The organism is Cellulomonas sp. P4_H12 (genome assembly GCF_056400905.1).
The window spans coordinates 1-23,047 of sequence record NZ_JBFUKJ010000028.1 but is presented as its reverse complement, the minus strand read 5'-3'; the positions used below and the strand labels follow the sequence as shown (position 1 = coordinate 23,047).

The 23,047-nt window shown below is 73.6% G+C and carries 21 protein-coding genes and 3 tRNA genes; 11 read left to right on the top strand and 13 right to left on the bottom strand.

Annotation, left to right across the window (positions count from 1 at the left end; translation table 11 throughout):
• Nucleotides 1–52: 52 nt before the first annotated feature.
• Nucleotides 53–1,537 (top strand): DUF2252 domain-containing protein, encoded by a 1,485-nt coding sequence (locus AC1DQC_RS15820; protein WP_477052201.1) that lies wholly within the window; start codon nt 53–55, stop codon nt 1,535–1,537.
• Between the two features lie 9 nt (nt 1,538–1,546).
• On the opposite strand, the gene AC1DQC_RS15815 is transcribed toward AC1DQC_RS15820, so the two are convergent.
• From AC1DQC_RS15815 to AC1DQC_RS15795, 5 genes are read right to left on the bottom strand one after another with little or no spacing between them, the layout of a single operon-like run.
• Nucleotides 1,547–2,269, bottom strand: a complete 723-nt coding sequence (locus tag AC1DQC_RS15815; protein WP_477052200.1) for a copper homeostasis protein CutC — start codon at nt 2,267–2,269, stop codon at nt 1,547–1,549.
• The gene (locus AC1DQC_RS15810) at nt 2,260–2,721 is read right to left on the bottom strand and encodes a PTS sugar transporter subunit IIA (RefSeq protein WP_477052199.1); all 462 of its coding nucleotides are present in this window, start codon (nt 2,719–2,721) and stop codon (nt 2,260–2,262) included. Before AC1DQC_RS15810 ends, AC1DQC_RS15815 begins: the two co-directional genes overlap by 10 nt.
• Nucleotides 2,721–2,951, bottom strand: a complete 231-nt coding sequence (locus tag AC1DQC_RS15805; RefSeq protein WP_477052198.1) for a PTS sugar transporter subunit IIB — start codon at nt 2,949–2,951, stop codon at nt 2,721–2,723. The genes AC1DQC_RS15810 and AC1DQC_RS15805 overlap by 1 nt, the downstream gene beginning before the upstream one ends.
• Nucleotides 2,952–2,962: 11 nt before the next feature.
• On the bottom strand, nt 2,963–3,208 hold the full coding sequence (locus tag AC1DQC_RS15800; RefSeq protein WP_477052197.1) for a PTS sugar transporter subunit IIB: 246 nt from the start codon (nt 3,206–3,208) through the stop codon (nt 2,963–2,965).
• Nucleotides 3,205–4,065, bottom strand: a complete 861-nt coding sequence (locus AC1DQC_RS15795; RefSeq protein ID WP_477052196.1) for a GntR family transcriptional regulator — start codon at nt 4,063–4,065, stop codon at nt 3,205–3,207. Before AC1DQC_RS15795 ends, AC1DQC_RS15800 begins: the two co-directional genes overlap by 4 nt.
• Nucleotides 4,066–4,233: 168 nt before the next feature.
• On the opposite strand from AC1DQC_RS15795, the gene AC1DQC_RS15790 reads away from it, so the two are divergent.
• Nucleotides 4,234–5,574 carry a PTS transporter subunit EIIC gene (locus AC1DQC_RS15790; protein WP_477052195.1) on the top strand — a complete coding sequence of 447 codons (1,341 nt, stop codon included), beginning with the start codon at nt 4,234–4,236 and terminating at the stop codon, nt 5,572–5,574.
• Nucleotides 5,571–7,265 (top strand): phosphoenolpyruvate--protein phosphotransferase, encoded by a 1,695-nt coding sequence (gene ptsP / locus AC1DQC_RS15785; protein ID WP_477052194.1) that lies wholly within the window; start codon nt 5,571–5,573, stop codon nt 7,263–7,265. The genes AC1DQC_RS15790 and ptsP overlap by 4 nt, the downstream gene beginning before the upstream one ends.
• 19 nt (nt 7,266–7,284) lie before the next feature.
• Here the strand turns inward: ptsP and AC1DQC_RS15780 are convergent, their stop codons facing one another.
• Nucleotides 7,285–7,548: an HPr family phosphocarrier protein gene (locus AC1DQC_RS15780; RefSeq protein WP_477052193.1), complete on the bottom strand. Its 264-nt coding sequence runs from the start codon at nt 7,546–7,548 to the stop codon at nt 7,285–7,287.
• Nucleotides 7,549–7,660: 112 nt separating this feature from the next.
• Between AC1DQC_RS15780 and AC1DQC_RS15775 the strand changes: the two genes are divergently transcribed.
• Nucleotides 7,661–7,752: transfer RNA gene (locus AC1DQC_RS15775), tRNA-Ser, on the top strand.
• Nucleotides 7,753–7,770: 18 nt separating this feature from the next.
• Here AC1DQC_RS15775 and AC1DQC_RS15770 read toward each other — a convergent pair.
• Complete coding sequence (locus AC1DQC_RS15770; protein ID WP_477052192.1) at nt 7,771–8,493, bottom strand: phosphatase PAP2 family protein; 723 nt, start codon at nt 8,491–8,493, stop codon at nt 7,771–7,773.
• Complete coding sequence (locus tag AC1DQC_RS15765; RefSeq protein ID WP_477052191.1) at nt 8,490–9,167, bottom strand: phosphatase PAP2 family protein; 678 nt, start codon at nt 9,165–9,167, stop codon at nt 8,490–8,492. The genes AC1DQC_RS15770 and AC1DQC_RS15765 overlap by 4 nt, the downstream gene beginning before the upstream one ends.
• A 178-nt stretch (nt 9,168–9,345) precedes the next feature.
• Here AC1DQC_RS15765 and AC1DQC_RS15760 point away from each other — a divergent pair, with 178 nt between their 5' ends.
• Nucleotides 9,346–11,166, top strand: coding sequence for a bifunctional metallophosphatase/5'-nucleotidase (locus tag AC1DQC_RS15760; protein WP_477052190.1), 1,821 nt, complete (start codon nt 9,346–9,348; stop codon nt 11,164–11,166).
• 67 nt (nt 11,167–11,233) lie between these two features.
• Nucleotides 11,234–12,754, top strand: a complete 1,521-nt coding sequence (locus tag AC1DQC_RS15755; RefSeq protein WP_477052189.1) for an RNB domain-containing ribonuclease — start codon at nt 11,234–11,236, stop codon at nt 12,752–12,754.
• On the opposite strand, the gene AC1DQC_RS15750 is transcribed toward AC1DQC_RS15755, so the two are convergent.
• From AC1DQC_RS15750 to AC1DQC_RS15740, 3 genes are read right to left on the bottom strand one after another with little or no spacing between them, the layout of a single operon-like run.
• Complete coding sequence (locus tag AC1DQC_RS15750; protein ID WP_477052188.1) at nt 12,697–13,428, bottom strand: glycosyltransferase family 2 protein; 732 nt, start codon at nt 13,426–13,428, stop codon at nt 12,697–12,699. The two genes, AC1DQC_RS15755 and AC1DQC_RS15750, sit on opposite strands and share 58 nt — an antisense overlap.
• A complete protein-coding gene (locus tag AC1DQC_RS15745; protein ID WP_477052187.1) occupies nt 13,425–14,780 on the bottom strand; it encodes a PIG-L family deacetylase in 1,356 nt (451 codons plus the stop codon). The genes AC1DQC_RS15750 and AC1DQC_RS15745 overlap by 4 nt, the downstream gene beginning before the upstream one ends.
• Nucleotides 14,774–15,784, bottom strand: coding sequence for an acyl-CoA dehydrogenase family protein (locus tag AC1DQC_RS15740; protein WP_477052186.1), 1,011 nt, complete (start codon nt 15,782–15,784; stop codon nt 14,774–14,776). Before AC1DQC_RS15740 ends, AC1DQC_RS15745 begins: the two co-directional genes overlap by 7 nt.
• A 165-nt stretch (nt 15,785–15,949) precedes the next feature.
• Here AC1DQC_RS15740 and AC1DQC_RS15735 point away from each other — a divergent pair, with 165 nt between their 5' ends.
• Nucleotides 15,950–17,020 carry a hypothetical protein gene (locus AC1DQC_RS15735; RefSeq protein ID WP_477052185.1) on the top strand — a complete coding sequence of 357 codons (1,071 nt, stop codon included), beginning with the start codon at nt 15,950–15,952 and terminating at the stop codon, nt 17,018–17,020.
• Between the two features lie 43 nt (nt 17,021–17,063).
• A complete protein-coding gene (locus tag AC1DQC_RS15730) occupies nt 17,064–17,654 on the top strand; it encodes a YdeI/OmpD-associated family protein (RefSeq protein ID WP_477052184.1) in 591 nt (196 codons plus the stop codon).
• Here the strand turns inward: AC1DQC_RS15730 and AC1DQC_RS15725 are convergent.
• Nucleotides 17,651–19,186, bottom strand: a complete 1,536-nt coding sequence (locus tag AC1DQC_RS15725) for an MFS transporter (protein WP_477052183.1) — start codon at nt 19,184–19,186, stop codon at nt 17,651–17,653. The two genes, AC1DQC_RS15730 and AC1DQC_RS15725, sit on opposite strands and share 4 nt — an antisense overlap.
• Before the next feature lie 297 nt (nt 19,187–19,483).
• Between AC1DQC_RS15725 and AC1DQC_RS15720 the strand changes: the two genes are divergently transcribed.
• Together AC1DQC_RS15720 and AC1DQC_RS15715 are read left to right on the top strand one after the other, a co-directional pair.
• Nucleotides 19,484–19,572, top strand: a tRNA-Ser gene (locus tag AC1DQC_RS15720).
• Nucleotides 19,573–19,943: 371 nt separating this feature from the next.
• Complete coding sequence (locus AC1DQC_RS15715; protein ID WP_477052182.1) at nt 19,944–21,575, top strand: hypothetical protein; 1,632 nt, start codon at nt 19,944–19,946, stop codon at nt 21,573–21,575.
• A gap of 51 nt (nt 21,576–21,626) precedes the next feature.
• Here the strand turns inward: AC1DQC_RS15715 and AC1DQC_RS15710 are convergent, their stop codons facing one another.
• A complete protein-coding gene (locus AC1DQC_RS15710; protein WP_477052181.1) occupies nt 21,627–22,847 on the bottom strand; it encodes a low temperature requirement protein A in 1,221 nt (406 codons plus the stop codon).
• Between the two features lie 99 nt (nt 22,848–22,946).
• Between AC1DQC_RS15710 and AC1DQC_RS15705 the strand changes: the two genes are divergently transcribed.
• A tRNA-Arg gene (locus tag AC1DQC_RS15705) sits at nt 22,947–23,019 on the top strand.
• The last annotated feature ends 28 nt before the right edge of the window (nt 23,020–23,047 follow it).

The following is a 23,047-nucleotide window of genomic DNA, read 5'->3' as shown; positions in this document are numbered from 1 at the left end:
CCTGCCGCTCAGCCCCCTTCCCCGCGGGGCTCGTGCGGCCTAGTTTCAGGAAATGACCGACAGTGCCGGCACGTCGACCGATGAAGTCCTGAGCCCTCGCCCGGCACCGCCGCTGCGGCCGCACCGTCGGCGTGCCGCCGACCCGGTCACCCACCTGACGCGCGACGAGCGCGCGGCCCGCGGTGCCGCTGCGCGGGTGCTGCTCCCGCGTGAGGCGCTCGCCGACGTGGGGTCGGGCTTCTCGCGGCCCGACCCCATCGACCTGCTGGTCTCCCAGGGGCACACGCGGCTGCCCGAGCTGGTGCCGCTCCGGTACGGCCGGATGGTGGCCACCCCGTTCACGTTCTACCGCGGCGCCGCGCTGATCCAGGCGTCAGACCTGGCCGCGACGCACGACTCCGGCCTCGACGTCCAGCTGTGCGGCGACGCGCACCTGTCCAACTTCGGCCTGTACGGCACCCCGGAACGCCGCCTCCTCTTCGACCTCAACGACTTCGACGAGACCCTGCCCGGCCCGTTCGAGTGGGACGTGAAGCGGCTGCTGGCCAGCATCGAGATCGCCGCGCGCGGCAACGGCTTCGGCCGCAAGGAGCGCCGCGACCTGCTGCTGAGCGTGGCCAAGGTGTACCGGACGACCATCCGGGAGTTCGCCGCGAAGCCCAACATCGAGGTCTGGTACGCCCGCCTCGACGTGGACGACTTCATGGCGAAGAACGGGAGCTCGTTCGGCAAGACGCAGTCCAAGACCGCGCAGTCCACCGTGAAGAAGGCGCGCACGCGCGACCACCTGCAGTCGGTGGCGAAGCTGACGGAGATGGTCGACGGCCACCGGCGCTTCCTCTCGGACCCCCCACTGGTCACCTCGATGACCGAGCTGCTGGGCGTGGAAGGTGCCGCACGGTTCGCCACCGGCATGAACGACCTGGTGCGCGCCTACCAGGCGAGCCTGCAGCCCGACCGCCGGCACCTGGTGGGTCAGTACCGCGTGGTGGACATGGCTCGGAAGGTGGTCGGGGTCGGGAGCGTCGGGACGCGGGCCTGGATCCTGCTCCTGGAGGGGGTCGACGCGGACGACTACCTCATCCTCCAGGCCAAGGAGGCCCAGGCCTCGGTGCTGGAGCAGTTCCTCGGCGCCAGCGAGTACACGCAGTCCGGGCAGCGGGTGGTCGAGGGCCAGCGGCTCATGCAGGCTGCCAGCGACACCATGCTGGGCTGGCAGCGCAACGAGGGCATCGACGGGGTCACCCGGGACTTCTACGTCCGGCAGCTGCGGGACTGGAAGGGCTCGGCGGTGGTCGAGGCCATGGTGCCGGCCGGCATGCGCGACTACGGCGGGCTGTGCGCCTGGACCCTCGCCCGCGCGCACGCACGCTCGGGGGACCGGGTCGCCATCGCCGCGTACCTCGGTGGTTCCAAGGCGGCCGACGAGGCCTTCGCCGAGTTCGCGTCGGGCTACGCGGACCGCACCGAGAAGGACCACGCGGCGCTGGTCGACGCCATCGCGTCCGGCCGGCTCGAGGCGGTCACGGGCGTCTGACCTGAGCCGTCAGCGACGGCCGAGGGCAGCAACCGCCTCCGCCACCAGCGCGGGGTCGGTCGTGGTGTACCCGGACGACCCTCCGCCCGGGCCGCCCGACTCGTCGACGTGCCTGCTGGCGGACAGGTGGACGGCGTCGACACCGGCGGCGACCAGCGCCGGGATGTCGGCCGGGCGCACCCCGCCGCCGGCCATGACCTGCAGGCGGCCGGCGGCCAGGGCGACGGTCGCCGCGAGCCGCTCGACCCCGTCGATGCTGCGCGCGGCACCGCCGGAGGTCAGGACGCGGGTGATGCCGACCGACGCGAGCGCCTCGAGCGCGGGGGCCAGCGACGGCACCGTGTCGAGCGCCCGGTGGAACGTGACCTCGCGCCCGTCCGCGGCCTCGACCAGCCGTCGCAGACCCGGCTCGTCCACCGCGCCGGTGGGGGTCAGCGCGCCGACCACCACGCCGGCCGCGCCCGCCGCCACTGCCGCGTGCACGTCCCTGACCTGCACGTCGAGCTCCTCCGCCGTGTAGACGAAGGAACCGGCGCGCGGCCGGACCAGGACGTGGACGCCGACCGCCGCCGGGACCGTGGCGAGGACGGCGTCGAGCAGGCCGACCGACGGTGTGATGCCCCCGGTCGCGGCGAGGGCGGCGCAGAGCTCGAGCCGGTCGGCCCCCAGGAAGGCGGAGGCCGCCGCGCCGGCGACGTCCTGGACCGCGATCTCGAGCCGGGTCACTCCCACGACAGCAGAGGTTCGCCGGCCGCCACGGTGTCGCCCGGCTGCGCGAGCCGTGTGACGGAGTCGCTCGGCGCCTCCAGACCCACGACCGGGCAGACCGGCGACCGACCTCCGGCGGCCACGACCGCGGGCTCCCAGGTGATGACGACCTGACCGGCGGTCACCAGCTCTCCCTCCGCGGTGTGCAGCGTGAACCCGGAGCCCCCCAGCTCGACGGTGTCGATCCCGAGGTGCACCAGCACCGCGCGGCCGTCCTCGTGCTGGACGACGAACGCGTGCGGGTGGAGCTTGAGGATCGTCCCGGCGATCGGCGAGATCACCTCGGCCGCGGCGGCGCGCTGCGGGTCGAGCGCAAGACCCGGACCCACCAGCTCGGCCGAGAAGACGGGGTCGGACACCTCGGACAGCCCGAGCACCTGGCCGGCGACGGGCGCGAGGACGGTGAGGGACGCCATCAGCGCAGGTCCTCGATGTCGGAGGCGAGCGTGTCGGCCTCGGGACCGACGATCACCTGCACGGCGACCCCGGAGCGGACCACGGCGATCGCTCCCGCGGCCTTGAGCCGGGGCTCGTCGACGAGCGACGGGTCCTCCACCTCCACCCGCAGCCGGGTGATGCACGGCTCGAGATCGAGGACGTTGGCGTCCCCGCCCAGCGCCGCGAGGATCTGCTCCGCCTTGGTCATGTTGGTTCTCCTCACATCAGCTCGTCGAGGTCGGTCGCGATGAGGTCGACGTGCGGACCGACGACCACCTGCACGACGCGCCCGGAGATCATCACCCCGAACGCGCCCGCCGCCCGCAGCCCGGCCGCGTCGACGCGGCCGGCGTCGCGGACGAGCGAGCGCAGTCTGGTGGTGCACGGCTCGATCTCGTCGATGTTGTCCACGCCGCCGAGCGCCGCGAGGATCGCCGCCGCCTGGTCTCTGCCTTCCGGCCTCATCGCCGTCCTCCTGCAGTCGTCGGGGTCTCGTCGGCCAGCACAGGGGCGGGCGACACGGGTTCGGGGGGTGCCGCGTCCGGCGCCGTGGGTGCGGCCCACGACACGTCGAGCGCGGGCCGGCGCCGGGGCACGAGCGCCGGTCGCGGGGCACGCAGGGGCACCCAGACGCTGTACCGGTCGGCCCGGTAGCAGGCGCGCGAGAACATGGTCGCCGCGTCGACCGAGTAGGTCCGCCGCTCGGCGCGCAGCACGGCCCGGGCGTCCCCGAGGCCCAGGAGTGACGCCTCGGTGTCCGTGGCCTCGTCGGCGGACAGCGTGTCCTCCCCCCACTCCGGGGCGAGGCCCAGGTCGCGCAGCGCCTCGTACATGCTCGGGGGTGGCCCGGCGTCGAAGAGCGTGGGCGCGAGCGCGACGGGCACCCACACCTGCTCGATGCAGATGGGCGTGCCGTCGGCGCTGCGCACGCGGTAGAGGAAGTGCACCTTCTGGCGCGGCTCGATCTCGAGGGCGGTCGCCACGTCCGGGGTCGCGGCGACGACCTGCGCGGTGAGCACCGTCGTGGCGGGTTCCATGCCGCGGCGGCGCATCTCCTCGCCGAACGTCGTCAGCCGCATCTCGAAGTCGATGCGCTGGGGGGCGACGAAGGTGCCGCGCCCTTGTTCGCGGACCAGCACGCCCTCGGTCACCAGGGTGTCGACGGCCTGCCGCACGGTCATCCGCGACAGCCCGAACTGCTGGCTGAGGTGACGCTCGGAGGGGATCGCGTCGCCCACCCGGAGCTCCTGCGCGACGAGCCCGGCGAGGTGGTCGCGCACGACGAGGTACTTGTGCGCGGTGCCGTGCTCCAGCTCGTCCACGTGCGGCCCACTCCCTCGTGCGGCGCGGTCCGGCGGCAGCCGGGACCCGCGGGGCTGCCTCGCGACGTGACCCTTGACACATCATGAGGTCTAGACCAGTCTGCTCGCAACTGGTCCAGACCAGACATCCCCCCAGAGCTTTCCGGACCACCCAACGAGGAGTGCTCCATGACCACCGTCACCGCGGACACCGCCGAGAAGCGAGGCATCCCCGGCCTCGCGCAGCTGCAACGCATCGGCCGCTCGCTCATGCTTCCCATCGCGTCCCTCCCCGCCGCGGCGCTGCTGCTGCGGCTCGGCCAGCCCGACATGCTGGGCGCCGACGGCCTCGGCGCCCACCTGCCGTGGATGATCCCGGTCGCCGCGGTCCTCGCGGCCGCCGGCAACGCGCTGTTCGCCAACCTGCCGCTGCTCTTCGCGGTCGGCGTCGCGGTCGGGTTCGCCCGCAAGGCCGACGGCTCGACGGGGCTCGCCGCCGTCATCGGCTATCTCGTCTTCAAGGGCGTCAGCGACGCCCTGTCGCCCTACGTCCTCGAGAAGGCGGGCGAGGGCGAGACGCAGGAGCTCATCGACTACGGCGTGCTCGGCGGCATCGTGATCGGCCTGGTCACTGCGCTGCTGTTCCAGAAGTACTACCGGATCAAGCTCCCGCCGTACCTGGCCTTTTTCGGGGGGCGCCGCTTCGTGCCCATCGTCACGGCGGGGGTCTCGGTGCTCGTCGCCGTCGCCGGCGCGCTGATCTACCCGGCGTTCCACACCGGCTTCACGGCGGTCGGCGACTGGGTCACGGGCTCGACGATCATCGGCGCGTTCGTCTACGGGACGCTCAACCGGCTGCTGGTCCCGCTGGGCCTGCACCACATCCTCAACTCGCTGCCGTGGTTCCAGTTCGGCACCTACACCAACGCCGACGGCGTGGTCGCGCACGGCGACATCAACCGCTTTCTCATCGGCGACCCGACGGCCGGCACGTTCATGACGGGCTTCTTCCCGATCATGATGTTCGCGCTCCCGGCCGCGGCCCTCGCCATCGTCCACACGTCGAAGTCGAAGAACCGCAAGGTCATCGCGGGCATCATGGGCTCGGCCGCGCTGGTCTCGTTCGTCACGGGCGTGACCGAGCCGCTCGAGTTCGCGTTCGTCTACGTCGCCTACCCGCTGTACGTCATCCACGCGATCCTCACGGGCACGTCGCTGGCGCTGGTCAACGCGCTGGGCATCAAGGACGGCTTCGGCTTCTCCGCGGGCGCCATCGACTACGTCCTCAACTTCCGGATCGCGACGATGCCGCTGCTGCTCATCGTCATCGGCCTCGGCTACGCCGCCGTCTACTACTTCCTGTTCCGGTTCGTCATCACGCGCTGGAACCTGCGGACGCCGGGCCGCGAGGACGACGACGACGACACGGTGGCGATCTCCCCGGCCGACGAGCAGGTCCGCGCCGACGACGCCGCGGCGCAGGCGAAGGAGCCCCACGCGTTGGTCGACGAGACGGCCGTCGCACGATGACCACCGCGGTCGCCGCCGCCCCGCTGACCCTGAGGGGGTTCGGGGTCAGCCCGGGACGCCGGGTCGGCGTCGTGGCGCGCATGCCCGACGCGCCCCCGGCGCCGTCGCCCGAGCCCTCGGCTCCGGGCACGGACCTGGCAGCAGCGGCGGCCGCGGTGGACCACGCGGCGGCGCAGGTCAGGGACGCCCTGGCCCACGCCGCCGAGGCGGCGACCGGCGAGGCCGCGGACATCCTCGGGGTGACCGCGGCGATGGCGGCGGACCCGTCGCTCGCCGACGAGGCCAGGAGGCGCGTCGTGGAGACTCGGGCGAGCCCGGCGCGGGCGGTGTGGGACGCCGCCGAGCTCGTCGCGGAGCAGCTGCGTGCGCTGGGCGGCATGTTCGCCGACCGCGCCCGCGACGTGCAGGACGTGCGCGACCGGATCATCGCCGAGCTGCTGGGCCTGCGGCCGCCCGGGGTGCCGAGCCCCGGGCGGCCGTTCGTGCTGGTGGCGCGCGACCTCGCTCCCGCGGACACCGCGCGGCTCGATCCAGCACAGGTGCTGGCCATCGTGACGGCCGGCGGCGGCCCCACCGCCCACACGGCGATCCTGGCGCGCTCGCTCGGCATCCCGTGCGTCGTCGCGGTCGCCGGTGCGCTCGGCCTCGCCGACGGTGACACCGTCCTCGTCGACGGCTCCACCGGGGAGGTCGTGCGGCACCCGTCGGCCGAGGCCGTCGAGCGCGCGTCGCACGCGAGGCCCCGCCCGACCCGACTGGAGCACGCGGGGCGCACGTCCGACGGCCACCCCGTCGCGCTCCTGGCCAACGTGGGCGACCCCGCCGGAGCCGTCGCCGCCGCGGCGGCGGGGGCCGAGGGGATCGGGCTGTTCCGCACAGAGTTCGGCTTCCTCGGACGGACCACGCCGCCCGGCGTCGCCGAGCAGGTCGCGGCGTACGCCCAGGTCTTCGACGCCTTCCCCGGCCGCCGCGTCGTGATCCGTACGCTCGATGCCGGCGCGGACAAGCCGCTGCCCTTCGTCACCGCCGCCGGCGAGCCCAACCCGGCGCTCGGCGTCCGCGGCCTGCGCACCTCGTGGTCGCACCCGGCAGTGCTCGCCGACCAGCTCGCGGCGATCGCGCTGGCCGCTGCAGCGTCGTCGGCGGGGGTCTGGGTGATGGCGCCGATGGTGGCGACGGCCACGGAGGCCGACGACTTCGTCGAGCTGTGCGCCGACCACGGCCTCGCGCAGGCCGGGGTCATGATCGAGGTGCCCGCCGCGGCGCTGCGCACCGGCGACCTGCTCGAGCGCGCGCGGTTCGCGAGCCTCGGCACCAACGACCTCACGCAGTACGCCATGGCGGCGGACCGCGAGCTCGCCGGCCTCGCGCAGCTGTCCACCCCGTGGCAGCCGGGGGTCCTGTCGTTGGTCGCACTGGCCTGTGCCGGGGGCGCGGCGCGCGACCGCCCGGTCGGGGTCTGCGGCGAGGCCGCGGCGGACCCGGTGCTCGCGCCGGTGCTGGTCGGCCTCGGCGCGACGTCGCTGTCGATGACCGCCCGCGCGCTCGCGGACGTCGGCGCGGTCCTCGCGTCGGTGACTCTGGAGGACTGCCGTGCGCTGGCGACGCTAGCCCTCGCGCAGCGCACGGCCGACGACGCCCGGTCCGCCGTGCGCGCCGGTCTCCCGGTGCTGGAGGAGCTCGGGCTCTGACGCCGGCACCGGCCCGCCGTCAGGCGGTCTGGCGCAGAAACTCCTCGAGGGCGTCGATCGAGGCGGCGGCGTCGGCGCTGTCGTCCGCCGTCTCGAGCACGACCTCGTCGCCCGCCCCCACGCCCAGCGTCATGATCGCGAGGATCGATGCCGTGGCCACGGGCGCCCCGCCGGTCTTCGCAATCGTGACCTTCGCTGGGAGCCTGCCGGCCGCGGCGACGAACTGGGCGGCCGGACGGGCGTGCAGCCCCTCGGGAAGTGCGACGACGACGGAACGCTGCATGGCCTGCCTCCAGGACGGGTCGACGATGACCCTAGTGACTCTACTGGTCTAGACCATGTCGGCGCGAGTGCTTGTGGGAGACTCGTGCCGCTGCGGGCGCGACGCCCGCACGGGAGGGCTGTCTGAGCGGCCGAAAGAGACGGTCTTGAAAACCGTTGGAGCGGGACAACCCCGTTCTCGTGGGTTCGAATCCCACGCCCTCCGCCCCTCGAGTCCCCTGCTTCACGCATCCCTTCGCAGGTACCACCAGGCGAGGACCGCGCACACGAGGCCGTTCAGCCCACCGACGAGCACGTCGGTGGGGTGGTGCATGCCGCGGTAGAGGCGCGCCGTCGCGACGGCGAACGGGACGAGGAGGCAGATCGCCGTCAGCCCCCACCGCAGCCACGGCCGCGTGATCCGTTGGCAGAGCAGCGCGAGCGACACGTAGAGCGCCGCCGACGCGCTGGTGTGCCCGCTCGGGAACGCCGTGGTGGGGGGCGAGTTGTCCAGCAGCGCGACGTCGGGCCGCCCGCGGCCGACCAGCAACGACGAGGTGTAGAAGAGGATCGCCTGCAGTCCGAGCGCGATCGCGGGGACCACGGCCAGCCACCACTGCCTGGTACGCCACCAGAACAGCGCCACGACGACCACGCACACGGCGATGGCGTACTGGGTCTGGCCGAAGTTCGACAGCCACAGCGTGAGGGAGTTCAGGGTGGCGCCGCGGCGTGCCTCGAACCACCTGTTGACGGAGGTCTCCGAGGGCAGGTCGTGGAGCGGGCCCACGATGAGCAGGCCGATCCCGACCATGACGAGCCACCACAGGGCGCCGGGCAGGAGAGCCCGCGTGGCGAGATCGCGGCACGCCGAGCGGAACGTGGGGCGGGAGGTGTCGAGCTCGTAGCGGTGCACGAACGTCCGGACGGAGCGGGGCTTCGTCGTGTCGCCGACGAGGAGGGTCATGAGATCCCATTCGTGGGGGGCCGCGGGCTCCACCCCTGGTAGCCGAGGTAGGAGGCGCCGGCCAGCGAGGTGCCGAGCAGCATGCCGGCGACGACGTCGGACGGGTAGTGCACGCCGAGGAGCACGCGGTCCGCGGCGGTGAGGAGAGTGACGGTGGCGGCGGCGACGGGGACGACGACCCGGCCGCGCCGTCCGAGCAAGGGCCAGACGAGAAGCGTGAGCGTGACGGCCGCGGCGGCGGTGTTCGTCGCGTGCCCGGAGGGGAAGCTGGACCCGGGGGCGTGCTCGAGGGCGTCGTCCACCACGGGGCGGGCCCGCTGCACGAGCCCCTTGGCGCCGATCTGCACCAGCCACGCCGACATCAGCGTGACGAGGGCCCACAGCGCGCGGGTGCCCAGGCCGTGCCTGCGCCAGACCCACAGGCACACCAGCGCACCGGCGAGGTTGACCCACACGGGCTGGAGCAGCTCCTGCCACACCACGAGCGCCCGGAAGAACGCGGGGTGCGCACGGGTGAAGGCGGTCGCGGCGGCGATGGTCTCCTCGTCGAACCGGGCCAGCCCCGGCGCCTCCGCGCGCACCAGGTAGGCGAGGACGAAGACCGGGGCGGACACGCCCACGCCGAAGGCGACGGCCGGCAGGAGGGCACGGTGGCGGGACGTCGGCGCAAGCACCTCCGCAGGGTAGGAGACCCGGGAGTGTTCGGCGCGTTGGGGCGTGCTGCGTGACGAAACGTCCGAGCGGGACCAACGCGTTCCGATGCGTGCGAATGCCCCAAATGACAATACGGGCCCGGCAGTGGCACCATCGGACCCGCTGGATCACGCTCGCGACAACGACGTCGGAGGAACCATGTCTCGGTGGCCCGTGCGGCTCGGAACGACGATTGCTGCGGCCGGACTGGTGGCGGCCTCCGGACTGCTGGCGGCGCCGGCGTTCGCGGGGGGCGGGCCAGGCGGGAATCCCGGCGACCAGCGGCTCAAGGACATCCAGCTGCTGGCCATCAATGACTTCCACGGCAACCTGGAGCCTCCGACGGGGTCGTCGGGCTCGGTGACGCGACTGCAGCCGGACGGCACGACGGTGGCGCAGACGGTCGGTGGCGTCGCCTACCTGTCGACGCACCTGGAGCAGGCGCGCCAGGGCCACGACCGCTCGCTGACCGTCGCCGCCGGTGACCTGATCGGCGCCAGCCCGCTGCTCTCGGCGGCGTTCCACGACGAGCCGACGATCGAGGCGATGAACGCGCTCAAGCTCGACGTGACCACCGTCGGCAACCACGAGTTCGACGAGGGCTCGACCGAGCTCCTGCGGATGCAGAACGGCGGGTGCCGCACCAACCCGGACGGGACGCCCGCGGCCGACAGCTGCCCCGCCGGTCCCGGATCGTTCACGGGAGCCGACTTCCCGTTCCTCTCCGCGAACGTCGTCGTCGACGCGACCGGCAAGACCCTGTTCCAGCCGTACGTCGTCAAGAAGGTCAACGGCGTGAAGATCGGCTTCATCGGCATGACGCTCAAGGGCACGCCGGACATCGTCACCGCGGCAGGCGTGCAGGGCCTCTCGTTCCTGGACGAGGTGTCCACCGCCAACAAGTACGCGGCGGAGCTGCAGCGCGAGGGCGTGCAGTCGATCGTCGTCCTGCTGCACCAGGGCGGCACCCCCGCGAGCGGCGCCTACAACTACGACTGCAACGCCGGCGGCGGCCTCGGCCTGGTCGGCCCGATCGTGCCGATCGCCCAGCAGATCAGCCCGGCCGTCGACCTGATCGTCACGGGGCACACCCACACCGCGTACACCTGCAACATCCCGGACCCCCAGGGTCAGCCGCGCATGGTGACCAGCGGCTCGTCGTTCGGGCGTCTGTACACGGACATCGAGCTCAAGTACGACCCGCGGACCAAGGACATCGTCCGGCCGTCGGTGGTCGCGACGAACATGCCCGTCACGCGCGACGTCCCGGCTGCGCCGGCCGAGACCGACCTCATCGGCCGCTACACCACCTACCTCGGCCCGATCGCCAACACGGTCGTCGGCTACATCGGCGGGACGATCCTCGGCCGCGGCTGCACCGCCGCGCTCTGCGCGGCGTCGGGCGAGACCCCGGCGGGCGACCTCATCGCCGACGCGCAGCTGGAGGGCGTGAAGACCGACCCGCTCAACATCGGGGGCGCCGACTTCGCGATCATGAACCCCGGGGGGATCCGCGCCGACTTCGTCTGCGTCCCCGCCACGGCGCCGTGCGCCCAGACGTACAGCCAGGCGTTCACGGTCCAGCCCTTCACCAACGTCATGAACGTGGTCTCGATGAAGGGCGCGGACGTCCTCACGATGTTCGGCCAGCAGTGGGTGGGCCAAGGCACCGCGCCCAAGACCTTGCAGGTCTCCGCGAACGTCAGCGAGGTCGTGCGGGCGACCGGGGCGCTCAACGAGAACCGGCTCGTGTCGGTCGCGATCAACGGCGTGCCCGTGAACCCGACGAGCACCTACCGCGTCGCCATGAACGAGTTCCTCGGCGGCGGCGGTGACGGCTTCACCGCCATCCGCAACGGCACCAAGGCGTTCGTCGGCCAGAGCGACCTCGACGTGCTCGTCGCCTACCTGGGCAAGCACTCGAGCCAGGCCGCGCCGTACCCGGTCCCGACGGGCGGCCGCATCACCCTGGTCCCGTAGCCCTCGCGACGGGGTGGACGACCGCGTACGACGGGCGTCCACCCCGACGCCCGCCTAGGCTCACGGCGTGCCCCGACGCCACGTCCAGCTGCACGCCCGCCCGCCGCAGGAGGCGCAGGGGGAGGCCGTCGACGTCCTCGTGCGGCGGGGTCTCGACGCCCTCCGCCACGAGCTCGACGTCCCCGCCGACTTCCCGCCGCGCGTCCTCGCGGAGGCAGCGGCCGTGATCCACGATCCTCCGCCGCTGCCGCGGGTCGACGCCACCGACATCCCGTTCGTCACGCTCGACCCCGAGGGCTCGAAGGACCTGGACCAGGCGGTGTACCTCACCCGGCAGGGCGAGGGCTTCCGCGTGCAGTACGCGATCGCCGACGTCGCCGCGTGGGTCCGGGCCGGGGGTGCGATCGACGACGAGGCGCGCGTGCGGGTCGAGACCCTGTACGCACCGGACGGGCGCACGCCGCTGCACCCGCCGCAGCTGTCGGAGGGAGTCGCGAGCCTGCTGCCGGGGCAGGTGACACCCGCGCTGCTCTGGACGATCGACCTCGATGCCACGGGTCAGCCCGTGTCCACGACGGTCGTGCGTGCCTCTGTACGGAGCCGCGCCCAGCTCACGTACGTCGGCGCGCAGACCGCTCTCGACGACGGCTCGGCGGACGAGCCGCTGCTGCTCCTGCGCGAGATCGGCACCCTGCGCGAGGCGGCGGAACGCGAGCGCGGCGGCATCACGCTGCCCACGCCGGAGCAAATGGTCGAGCAGCGCGCGGACGGCGTCTGGACGTTGGGCAGCCGCGCGACCCTGCCGGTCGAGGAGTGGAACGCGCAGATCTCGCTGCTCACCGGCATGTGCGCGGCGCGGCTGATGCTCGACGGCAAGGTCGGGATCCTGCGGACGCTGCCCGACGCGGACCCGCGCGACGTCGAGCGGCTGCGCCTGTCCGCCCACGCGCTCGGCGTGCCGTGGCCCGACGGCGCCACCCCGGGCGACGTCATCCGCGACCTGGACGCCGGCAACCCGGCGCACGCCGCCCTCCTCACGGATGCGACGTCGCTGCTGCGCGGCGCGGCCTACGTCGCGTTCGACGGCGAGCTGCCGGCGTTCACGATGCACGCGGCGATCGCCGCCCCCTATGCGCACGCGACGGCGCCGCTGCGCCGGCTGGTGGACCGGTTCGTCGGCGAGACGTGCCTCGCGCTCAGCGCCGGCACGCCCGTTCCCGCCTGGGTCCGCGACGCGCTGCCGGAGCTGCCCGGGCTCATGGCGTCCGGCGACAAGCACGCCGCCGAGTTCGAGCGCGGCTGCGTCGACCTGGTGGAGGCCGCCCTGCTCACGGGCCGGGAGGGCGAGGTCTTCGACGGGGCGGTCGTCGACGTGCGCGCCGACCGCGACGCGGGCATCGTCCAGCTGCGCGACCCCGTGGTCCGGGGCCGCCTCGAGGGCGTCGGCCTGCCGCTCGGCGAGGACGTCCGCGTGCGGCTGCTCGAGGCGTCGGTGGAGCAGCGCAAGGTCCGCTTCGCGCTCGCGGACGCTCAGGCGGACTCGGCCTCGTCGTCCTCCGCCGGCGCCCCGAACCTCGACCGCAGGTAGCCCGCGTACCCACCGGGCGTCCGGCCGACCATCCGGCCCGAGGTGAGCACGTCCGAGGCGTCGGAGGCGACGACGCGCGCGCCGGACGCCCGCAGCGCGCCGACCAGCTCGACGTCCTCGTGCTCCGGCTGGTCGAGGAAGCCGCCCACGCGCAGGTAGGCGTCGGCGCGGACACCCAGGTTGGCGCCGTGCACGTGCCCGTTGGGCCGACCGGGCACGCGGGTGGCGCGCCAGGCGGCGAGCTGGTCCGCGGTGAGGTCGGCGGGGTCCGGGCGCACGGTGCCGACGACCACGTCCGCGCCGGCGTCCGCCCGACGCACCTGGTCGAGGATCCACCCCGGCGGCACCGCCGAGTCGGCGTCGGTGGAGGCCACCCAGGTGCGCGCGGGGTCGGCCGTGGACCGGCCCAGGGCGTCGCGGACGCCGGCCGCGCGCGCCGCACCTGCCTGGCCCTCGTCGAGGTCGAGCAGCCGGACGTCGAGGTGGCCCAGCGCGACCGACCGCGTCCCGTCGGTGCAGCGGTCGAGCACCAGGACGAGGTCGACCGTGAGGTCCGGCAGGACCGCCCGCGCGGCCTGGCGCGCGGCCTGCAGCGCCGCGAGGCACCGGCCGACCAGCCTCTCCTCGTCCCGGGCGGGGACCACCACCACGACGTGCTCGATCCGGGCGCTCACGCGAGCCCCGTCCGTTCCGCCACCGACCGCGGGTCGTCGCCGTAGACGTCGAGCAGCAGGTCCGCCTCCCGGTGGCCGGCGAGCAGGGTGAGGTCGGTGGTGCGCCGCAGCACGCGGTGCACCTCGTCGCCGCTCAGCGGGTACGCCGTGACCGGGTGCCGCCAGTGGCAGGCCAGCAGGGTGCCGCCGGGCGCCAGACGGTCCCGCAGGCCGGCCAGCACGCGCGCGAGCGTCGGCCGCGAGAAGTAGTAGCCGACCTCGGACAGGACGATCAGGTCGAACGGGCCGTCGGGCAGCCCGGCCGACACGTCGGCCACCTCGAACCGGACCCCGGGTACTCGTTCCCGCGCCCGGTCGACCGCCGCCGCCGACACGTCGACCGCCAGCAGGTCGTCCACGCGCCGCGCCAGCTCCGCGGTCAGCACCCCGATGCCGCATCCGATCTCGAGCGCCCGTGCGTACCGCCGATCCGGCAGCGCCGCGAGGGTCAGCGCGCGCTTGCGCTCCTCGTACCAGCGGTCGGTGTAGCCCCACGGGTCGTCGTGCCGGGCGTAGGTGGCGTCGAAGAAGTCGCCCGGCAGCGTCTCCAGGGGAGTGCTGCGTGCGCCGACGAAGACCTCGACGTCCCGGTCGAAGGCGCGCAGGAACGCCGGGTGGAGCGTCGGGGCGTCGCGGGGGTCGGCCGACAGCGCGGTGACCTGCGTGACGTGCGCGGCGAGCGCGCGGTGCTTGCGGACGATGGACCGGTCGGTCAGCTCCACCACCCCGAGCGCGTCCCACGGCACCCGCGGGTCGTCGGGGGTCGCCCAGTGCCACAGCCACAACGGGTACTCGAGCAGCGCGCAGCCGAGCTCGTCGGCCAGGGTCGCGCACACCTCGCCGACTATGCGGTGGTCGCGGTGCCCGTCGCCGCGCCAGTTCGCGATGAGCTGGTCGACCGGCGGTCCGTCGGCGAGGACCGCGCGCAGGTCGGCCTCGACCGCGTCGCGCGCCTCGCGCAGCGTCCCGTCGGGGTGCCCGAGCAGCGTCACGCGCGAGCCCGGGGACAGCAGGCGGACCGCGTCGAGCACCTCGGCCCGGCGCCGCGCGACAAGGTCCGGCGGGTCCAGCGTCGGCGAACCCGGGTGGGACGCGGAGCCGTCGGACACCACGACGACCTCGGCGGGGTGGCCGGCGTCGCTGAGCTCGGCCAGCAGCCCGCCCGCGCCCAGCGTCTCGTCGTCCGGGTGCGCGGCGACGACGACCGTGCGACCGGTGCGCCGCACCACGAGAGCGGGCAGCGCCCGGAACCTCTCGTCGGCCGACCACACCGCCGCGGGCGTGCCGGGTGCGCGGCCGTCGAACGTCACCACGGCGGCTCCTGCGACGCGGCGAGGGCCCGGCCGAGCGACACGTCGTCGCGCTCGGCGTGCTGCTGGCGGACGTAGACCTGCAGGTCGGCCACGCGCTTGGCGTGCTCCTCCTCGAGCGCCAGCGGCGCGGGCCCCAGCGCGTGGCCGGCGATGGCCACCACGTCCTCGCACACCGCGGCGACGGTCGCCCGCACCCGCTTGGCCAGGACACGGCCCTGGCCGGCGTCGAGCACGTCCTTGTCGATCAGCCGGGCCGCCTCCTCGAGCGCGCGGCGGGCCGACTCCAGGCGCTGGTCGACCGCTCCGAGGTGCATCGCGAGCAGCTCGTCGTCGCGGGCCGCGGCCTGCGCGTGCACCCGTCGCCCGATCCCCACGGCACCCCCGAACCAGCACGCCGCGACCCCGATGCCGCCCCACCAGAACCCCGGCCGCTCCAGGTACCAGCCGGCCGGCCCCACGGGCGTCGAGGGCACGCCGTCGAACGCCACGGCCGTGCTCGGGATCTCCGCCAGGCCGCGCGACACCCAGGGCTGGTCGAGCACGCGGACCCCGGGTGCGCGCAGGTCCACCGCGAACAGCCGGCGCTCGCCGTCGGCCAGGTGCGCGGTGACCAGCGCCGCGTCGAGCACGGCCGCCAGCGAGCACCACGGCTTGGTCCCCGTCAGCCGCCAGCCGTCGTCGTCGGCCGCGTCCAGCCTCACCCCGGACCCCTCGGCCGCGAAGACGCCCCAGGTGCGACCGCGGCCGTCGTCCCCGCCGGCCTGCCGGAGGATGGCGCGGGCGTCGAGATGCGGCTCCACGGCGCGCGCCACCGCCAGGTCGGCGGCGCCGAGCGTCGCCAGCAGCTCCCACAGGTCGGCCGTGCGGCCCTCGCCGGGCACGAGGTCGCCGGGCCACGTGGTGACCGCGGCGAGCGCGCCGTCGACGGTCGCCGGCAGGTCGGGCACCGCCGGCCCGCGTCCGGGCGCGCCGAACGGTGCCAGGCTCACCGCCCTGCCGATCATCGCCGCCACCCTCGAGAGCACCCGCGCCGGGGCCGCTGCTCGACCCGTCGTCCCAGGATCATCACCGCGGCGCACCACGCGCGCGACCCGAGCCTGTCCGGTCGTGGACGTGCGGCCCCCGGCAGGGCAGGGTCGGACCGTGAGCCCTGGTGCCGGACGGATCCGATGAGCGAGCTGGACGACGTCGCCGACGACCTCTACGCGGGGCCGCCGGGCGAGTTCATCGCGCGGCGCACCGCCGCGGCCAAGGCCGCCCGGTCGGACGGCGACCGAGAGCTCGCGGCCGCCATCGGCGAGCTGCGCAAGCCGACGGTCTCGGCCTGGCTGGTCAACCTCCTCGTCCGGGACGACCCCGCGCTCGCGAGCCAGATCGTCGCCCTGGGCGAGGGGCTGCGCGAGGCGGAGAAGTCTCTCGACGGTCCGGCGCTGCGCGAGCTGTCGACGCAACGCCGCCAGCTGGTCCGCTCGCTCGTGGCCCGCGCGCGCCGCCTGGCGCAACCCACGGGGCAGAGGATCGGCGACGCGGTCACGCAGGAGCTCGACGCGACGCTGACCGCCGCCCTGGCCGACCCGGACGTCGCCCGGGACGTCGTCTCCGGTCGGCTCACGGCGGCGCGCGAGTACTCGGGCTTCGGCACGGCCGGCGCAGGGACCGTCACGACGGGCGGCGGGGGCAGCGCGTCGACGGGTGCGGTGCGCGCGGACAAGCAGCCTGCGAAGGCGCCCGCCCCGCCGCGCCTGACCGTCGTCGGCGGCTCCGGGTCCTCCCGTCCCACGCGCACGGCGACCGAGGCGCCCGAGCCCGAAGAGGGCGGCGAGACGCGCGCCGAGCGCGAGCGCCGGCAGCGCCGCGAGGAGCGCGAGCAGCGGGCCCGGGACGAGGCCCAGGCCGCGTGGGAGAAGGCGGACCGGGCGGCGCGGGAGGCGCAGGCGCGCCACGACGCCGCCGTCACCGCGCGCGACGAGAGCGCCGCGCAGGTGGCCCGCGCGGAGGAGGCCGCCGCCCGCGCCCACGAGGAGGAGGACGACCTGGTCCGCGAGCTGGCCGAGGTCCGCCGCCGGCTCGCCGCTGCGGGCAAGACCGCGACCGCGGCGGACCGGGAGGTCGGCCTCGCGCAGCAGAACCTGCGTCACGACGACCGCGAGGTCTCGACGACCGAGCGCGAGCTCACCCGGGCGGACCGTGCCCGTGACACCGCGGCCGCGGCCCGCGAGGCCGTCGACAAGGGTGTCTAGCCACCCACGCCGGGTGCAGCGCCATGACCGAGGGAGGACAGAGGTGGGCAGGGACGACGCGCCGTGGGTGCACGCCGAGACGGTCGAGGAGTGGCGGGACTGGCTGCTCACTCACCACGCGACGGAGACCGGGGCGTGGCTGGTGTCGTGGAAGTCGCCCACCGGTCGCCCGTCGGTGAAGTACGAGCTGGCTGTCGAGGAGGCGCTCTGCGTCGGCTGGATCGACTCGTCGGGACGCACGATCGACGACGAGCGCCACGCCCTCTGGTTCACGCGCCGCAAGGCGGGCAGCGGCTGGGCGCGGACCAACAAGGAGAGGATCCTGCGCCTCGAGGCCGAGGGCCGGATGACGGATGCGGGCCGCGCGCTCATCGACGCGGCGAAGGCCGACGGGTCGTGGACGCTGCTCGACGACGTCGAGAACCTGATCGTCCCGGACGACCTGGCCGCCGCCTTCGCGCGCTACCCGGGATCGCGGGAGTACTTCGACGCGTTCCCGCCGTCCGCACGCCGCGCCCTGCTCGAGTGGATCGTCCAGGCGAAGCGGGAGACGACGCGAGCCGCGCGTCTCGACGAGACGGCGCGGCTCGCGTCGCAGAACATCCGGGCCAACCAGTGGGTGCGGAAAGGCTAGGCAGCCACGGCCGACTCCGCCGGCAGGTCGTCCTTCTTGGCGGTGATCAGCGTCAGCGCCGCGAGGAAGCCCAGGGCCAGCAGGATGGCGCCGCCGAGGTAGGCGACGTGGAACCCGGCGACCTGCGCGGTCGCGAGCGTCGTCTGGGCGGCGGCGTCGGCTCCACCGGCGGTGAGGTCGGACAGCTTGGTCGCCGTCGCGGACAGGGAGAACGTGCTCAGCAGCGCGAGGCCCAACGAGCCGCCCACCTGCTGCGACGTGGTGAGCAGGGCGCTGGCGACGCCGGCGTCGTGCTTGCCCACCCCGACGAGCGCGGTGCTCGACGCCGGGATGAACACCGCGGCCATGCCGAGGCTCATGACGACGATGCCGGGCAGCACGCTCGTGGCGTAGGACGACTCGGGCGTGGTGCGCAGCAGCAGGAGCATGCCGGTGGTGGCCAGGGCCAGGCCCACGAGCATGAGCGGCTTCGGCCCGACGCGCGGCAGCAGCTGGGCGACCACGCCGGCCATGGCGATGATCCCGAGGCTGAACGGCAGGAACGCGAAGCCGGCCTTGAGCGGCGTGTAGCCCAGGACGTTCTGGAAGTAGAGCGTCATGAACAGGAACATCGAGAACAGGCCGGCGCCGACCAGGAAGAACACCAGGTAGGAGCCGCCGCGGTTGCGGTCGAGGGCGACGCGCATGGGCAGCAGCGGGTTCTTCACGCGCGTCTCGACGACGACGAACGCGACGAGGCAGAGGACCGCGAAACCGAGGAAGCCGAGCACGGTGGGGTCGGTCCAGCCGACCGCCGCCAGGGTGCCGTCGGCGCCGACCTCCTGCTTGGCGGCCTCGGTGAACCCGAAGACCAGCGTGGCCAGGCCGAGGCTGGCCAGGATGGCGCCAGGGACGTCGAGCTTGGTGTCGCCGGGGGCCTTCGACTCGCGCAGGTAGCGGACCGCGAGCGCGCCGGTGACCAGTGCGATCGGCAGGTTGACGAAGAGGCACCAGCGCCAGTTGAGGTACTCGGTGAGCACCCCGCCGAGCAGCAGGCCGATCGCGGCGCCACCGCCGGAGATCGCACCGAACACGCCGAACGCCTTGGCGCGCTCCCGGCCCTCGGTGAAGGTGACCGTGATGAGCGCGAGGGCGGCCGGGGCCAGCAGCGCGGCGAACGCGCCCTGCAGAGCGCGCGCAGCGAAGAGCAGCCCCTCCGTCGCCGCGGCTCCGCCGAGGCCGGACGCGAACGCGAAGCCGACCAGCCCGATCACGAACGTGGTCTTGCGGCCGAGGTAGTCGGCGATGCGCCCGCCGAGCAGGAGCAGGCCGCCGAAGGCCAGCGTGTAGGACGTGATCGCCCACTGGAGGTCCGCCGACGCGATGCCGAGGTCCTTGGCGGCGGACGGCAGGGCGATGTTCATGATCGACGAGTCGAGCACGATCATCAGCTGCGCGACGGCGATGATCCCGAGGATCAGCCAGCGCCGCGGGTCGGGGGTCTCGGTCGCGGACGGCGTGACCGCGACGGACGTGAGGGCAGGCTCGGACATGGAGAACTCCGATGAGGAGAGGGGGGCGGCGTCGCCAGGGGAGAGAGGGGACCGCGGGACGGTCCGGGAGCGGACCCGACGTGCCGGGCGCCCGGGCTCAGCACAGCAGTGCCGCCAGGGCCGGTCAACGAGTTATCGGCCGGGTCTGCAGCGATCCTCTCAGCCGTTCCTCAGAAAGTTGCGGTCCGCAAGCTGTGGCGATGTTCACGGCCGTCGGCGGGAATGAAACGCCCCCCGTCGCAGGTCAGGAGCCGCTTTGGAGGTCGGCCACCCGCACGGGTACCCTGTGCTGGTCCTGGAGACGTCGCATAGCCCGGTCTAGTGCGCGACCCTGCTAAGGTCGTGAAGGCGTAAGCCTTCCGTGGGTTCAAATCCCACCGTCTCCGCTCCCCGAAAGCCCGGTCCTCGGACCGGGCTTTCGTCGTCGTCGCACATTTCCCGGGCTCGCATGCCCGCGGCCGTTCGAATGCGACACAAGGCCCGGGCCACGACAAAAGCCCCGGGCGTGCGACGCAGCCGGCCCCAAGTTCACCCGGTGGCCGGGCGCGTCTATGTCTGGGTGTGCCGCCGATGGGTGCTTTTGCCGAGCGGCCCAGGGTCATCTGGTTGCCTCCGGCGCCCATATGGTGGCCCGCACCATGCCGATCGCGCGGCGACCCGCGCGAGCGGGCACGCCGGTCGCGCGCAATTCACGCGCGAACAGGCATGCCGATCGCGCGACGAAAACCACGCGCCGTCGATCTTCGAAAGGGTTTCCATGCGAGGCAAGAAAGTACTGATCCTGGCGACGGCGCTCGGCCTGTCGGGCGCCTTCGCGGTCGCGCCGGCGTTCGCCGCCACCGACACCGGGGTCGGGGGCATCGGCGCAGCGTGCACCGACTTCGCCGTCTCCTCCGCGAGCGACGCCGACTGGCGCACCGAGGACGGTGCGCCGACGCCCAGCGCGGACGGCCTCGTGTTCAGCACGCCGACGGCGTCGGACAAGCAGAACTGGTTCCACAACCGCACCGTGCCGCTCGCCGGTGTGACGGGTCTCGGGTACTCCTTGAGCAACACGGGTGGCCCGCAGGCCGCCTACGACCTCGAGGTGTTCACGACCGGCGTCCCCGGCAGCTTCGCGACGTTCGTCTACGAGCCCTACGTGAACGGCGCCCCGCTCGGCGGGACCGGCTCGATCGAGACGTACACGTCGATCGAGCAGGGCAAGTGGTGGTCGTCGAAGATCGCCAACCCTGCGCCGGGCAGCCAGGCGCAGCCGATCACGCTCTCGGCGCTCTCGGAGATGTACCCGCAGGCGCTCGTCATCGCCAACGGCCTCGGCCAGGGCAAGAACAACGCGGGCTCCGTCACGACCGTGCACTCGGTGACCTTCGGCTGCGTCACCACCACGTTCTCCGACGCCCTCTCCACCGTGTGCGAGCCCGACGCGGTCGCGTCGACGAACCTCGACGCCGACGGCTGGACCGCCTTCGGCGACGGTGACGTCACCTGGGTCGACGGCGGCATCCGGATCGACGTCCCGGGCGACTGGGCCGAGGCGGGCGTCCAGCACGACGTCGACGGCACCCTGGCGGACATGGGGAGCGTCGTCGACTTCGACGCGACCTCGAGCCAGTACCTCGGCGTGCACCTGACGCTGTCCAACGGCGCCGACCTCGTCTACGAGAAAGAGGCGAGCTACAACGGCAAGTGGTGGAGCACCACCGCGCTGAATGTCGCGTCCGGCCTCGGCTATGCGACGTTCGACACCTTCGCCCACATCGTCGCTGCCAACCCCACGCTGGGTGTCACCGCCGTGCGGGTGCTCTACACCAACCCGGCCGCCGCCTCGACGACCGTGAACTCCGTCACCGTCGGCTGCACGACGTCGACGTTCGGCTACGAGGAGCCGGCGGCGACCCCGACGCCGGACCCGACGACGACCTCGCCCGCGACGCCGAGCACGTCCGCGCCGACGACGGCTGCTCCGACCGCCGGCGCAACCGCCGGACCGGCCGAGGGTGACCTCACGACCACCAACCACAGCGGCGTGACCGTCACGGGCTCCTTCGTGCCGGGCGGCACGATCACGGTGCGCGTCGATGCGTCCTACTCCGGCCAGACGCTGGGCGCCTACGTCTTCTCGACGCCGACCTTCCTCGGCACCAGGACGGTCAGCGCCTCGGGCACGTTCACGGCGCAGCTCCCCGCGAACCTGACCGCCGGTGCGCACCGCGTGGTCGTCACCGCCGCCGACGGCTCGATCGTCGGTTGGGCGGCGATCACCGTCACTCGCCCGGCCGCGCTGGCCAGCACTGGTGCGAGCCTGCTCGCCCCGGGCCTCGTCGCGGCGATCGCCCTGATCGCCGGCGCGACGCTGGTGCTCGTCCGCCGGAACGCTCGCGCCTGAGCGAACCGGCCCGAGGCCCCCGTCGGCACCTGGTGCCGGCGGGGGCCTTCGTCATCCCTGCCGCCGTCGTCCGAGCATCACGTCGCCGACGATCACGGCGAGCATCACCGCGTTCGACACCCAGTTCAGGGCCAGGGGCGTCAGGGCGTCGCGGAGCAGGAACACCGCGAGCACCACGACGACGCCCGCGAGGTGCGGGGCCGACCACCGGCCGCCGGTCGCTCGTCGGAAGAAGGCGTTGCCCAGCAGGTAGACCGCCGCCGCGCCGCAGACCAGGCCGGCCGTCCACGTGCTCGTGTGGCCGAGCGGGTGCAGCAGGACGAGCTCGTCGGCGACCGCCGTGAGCACGATGCCCGCGATCAGCAGGAACGGCACGTAGGTGTAGGCCGTCTGCGCGACCATGCCGGGCTCGGACTGCCGGGAGAAGTAGGCGGTGGCGGACTGCTCGGAGCGGTCGAAGAAGAGCAGCCACATGAGCACGGTGCTGACGAAGGCGGCGAGGAACGCGAGCAGGGTCGTGGCCGAGACGTCCAGCTCCGCGAACGCGGTGCCCGTCACGATGATCGACTCGCCCAGGCTGATGATGAGGAAGAGGGACACCCGCTCGGCCATGTGGTCGCCGCGCACGGCCCACGTCGTGGGGTCCGTCGGGCCCATGAACGGCACCCAGAACAGGGCGCGGGGGCCGGCCAGGTCGAGCAGGGCGGCAATCACCCAGAGCACGAGCCGGGCGTGCTCGTCGACGAGGGCGCCGGCGATCCAGAAGACCCCGGAGACGCCGAGCCAGACGGTGATCCGCACGAAGTTGACGGCGTTCTCGGGCCAGTGCCGGCCCATCGCCCAGACGGTGAAGAGGGTCCGGCCGAGCTGGATGGCGACGAACGGGACGGCGAAGAGCAGGGCCTTGGACTCGAACGCCTCGGGGATGGCGCTCGACATGAGCAGGCCCAGCAGCATGAGGACCAACAGCATCGCGCGCACCGGGACCTTGTCCGGGTCCAGCCAGTTGGTCACCCACGTGGTGTCGATCCACAGCCACCACACCGCCCACCCGAGCACCAGCGTGTGCAGCAGCGTGGTGAGGTCGGGGTGCGCGATCAGGCTGTGCGACAGCTGGGTCACCGCGAAGACGAACACCAGGTCGAAGAACAGCTCGACGTAGCCGACCCGGCTGCTGTCGCGCCCGTCGCCGTGCCGCAGCACGTCGGCGCGCATGCCCCAGCGGCCGCCTCCGGTGCCGAGTCGTCCGGTGGTTGCGCCTGCCGTCGCCATGCGCGCGATCCTGCCACGAGCGTGTCTGGGGTCACGGCACCACGGTTTGGGCCTGCGGGCCCGTGGCCTGTATCGTCGTCTCCGGCCCTGCGGGGCCGCGCGCCCGTAGCTCAATGGATAGAGCATCTGACTACGGATCAGAAGGTTGGGGGTTCGAGTCCCTTCGGGCGCACGTCGAGAAGCGCACCGCGATCACGCGG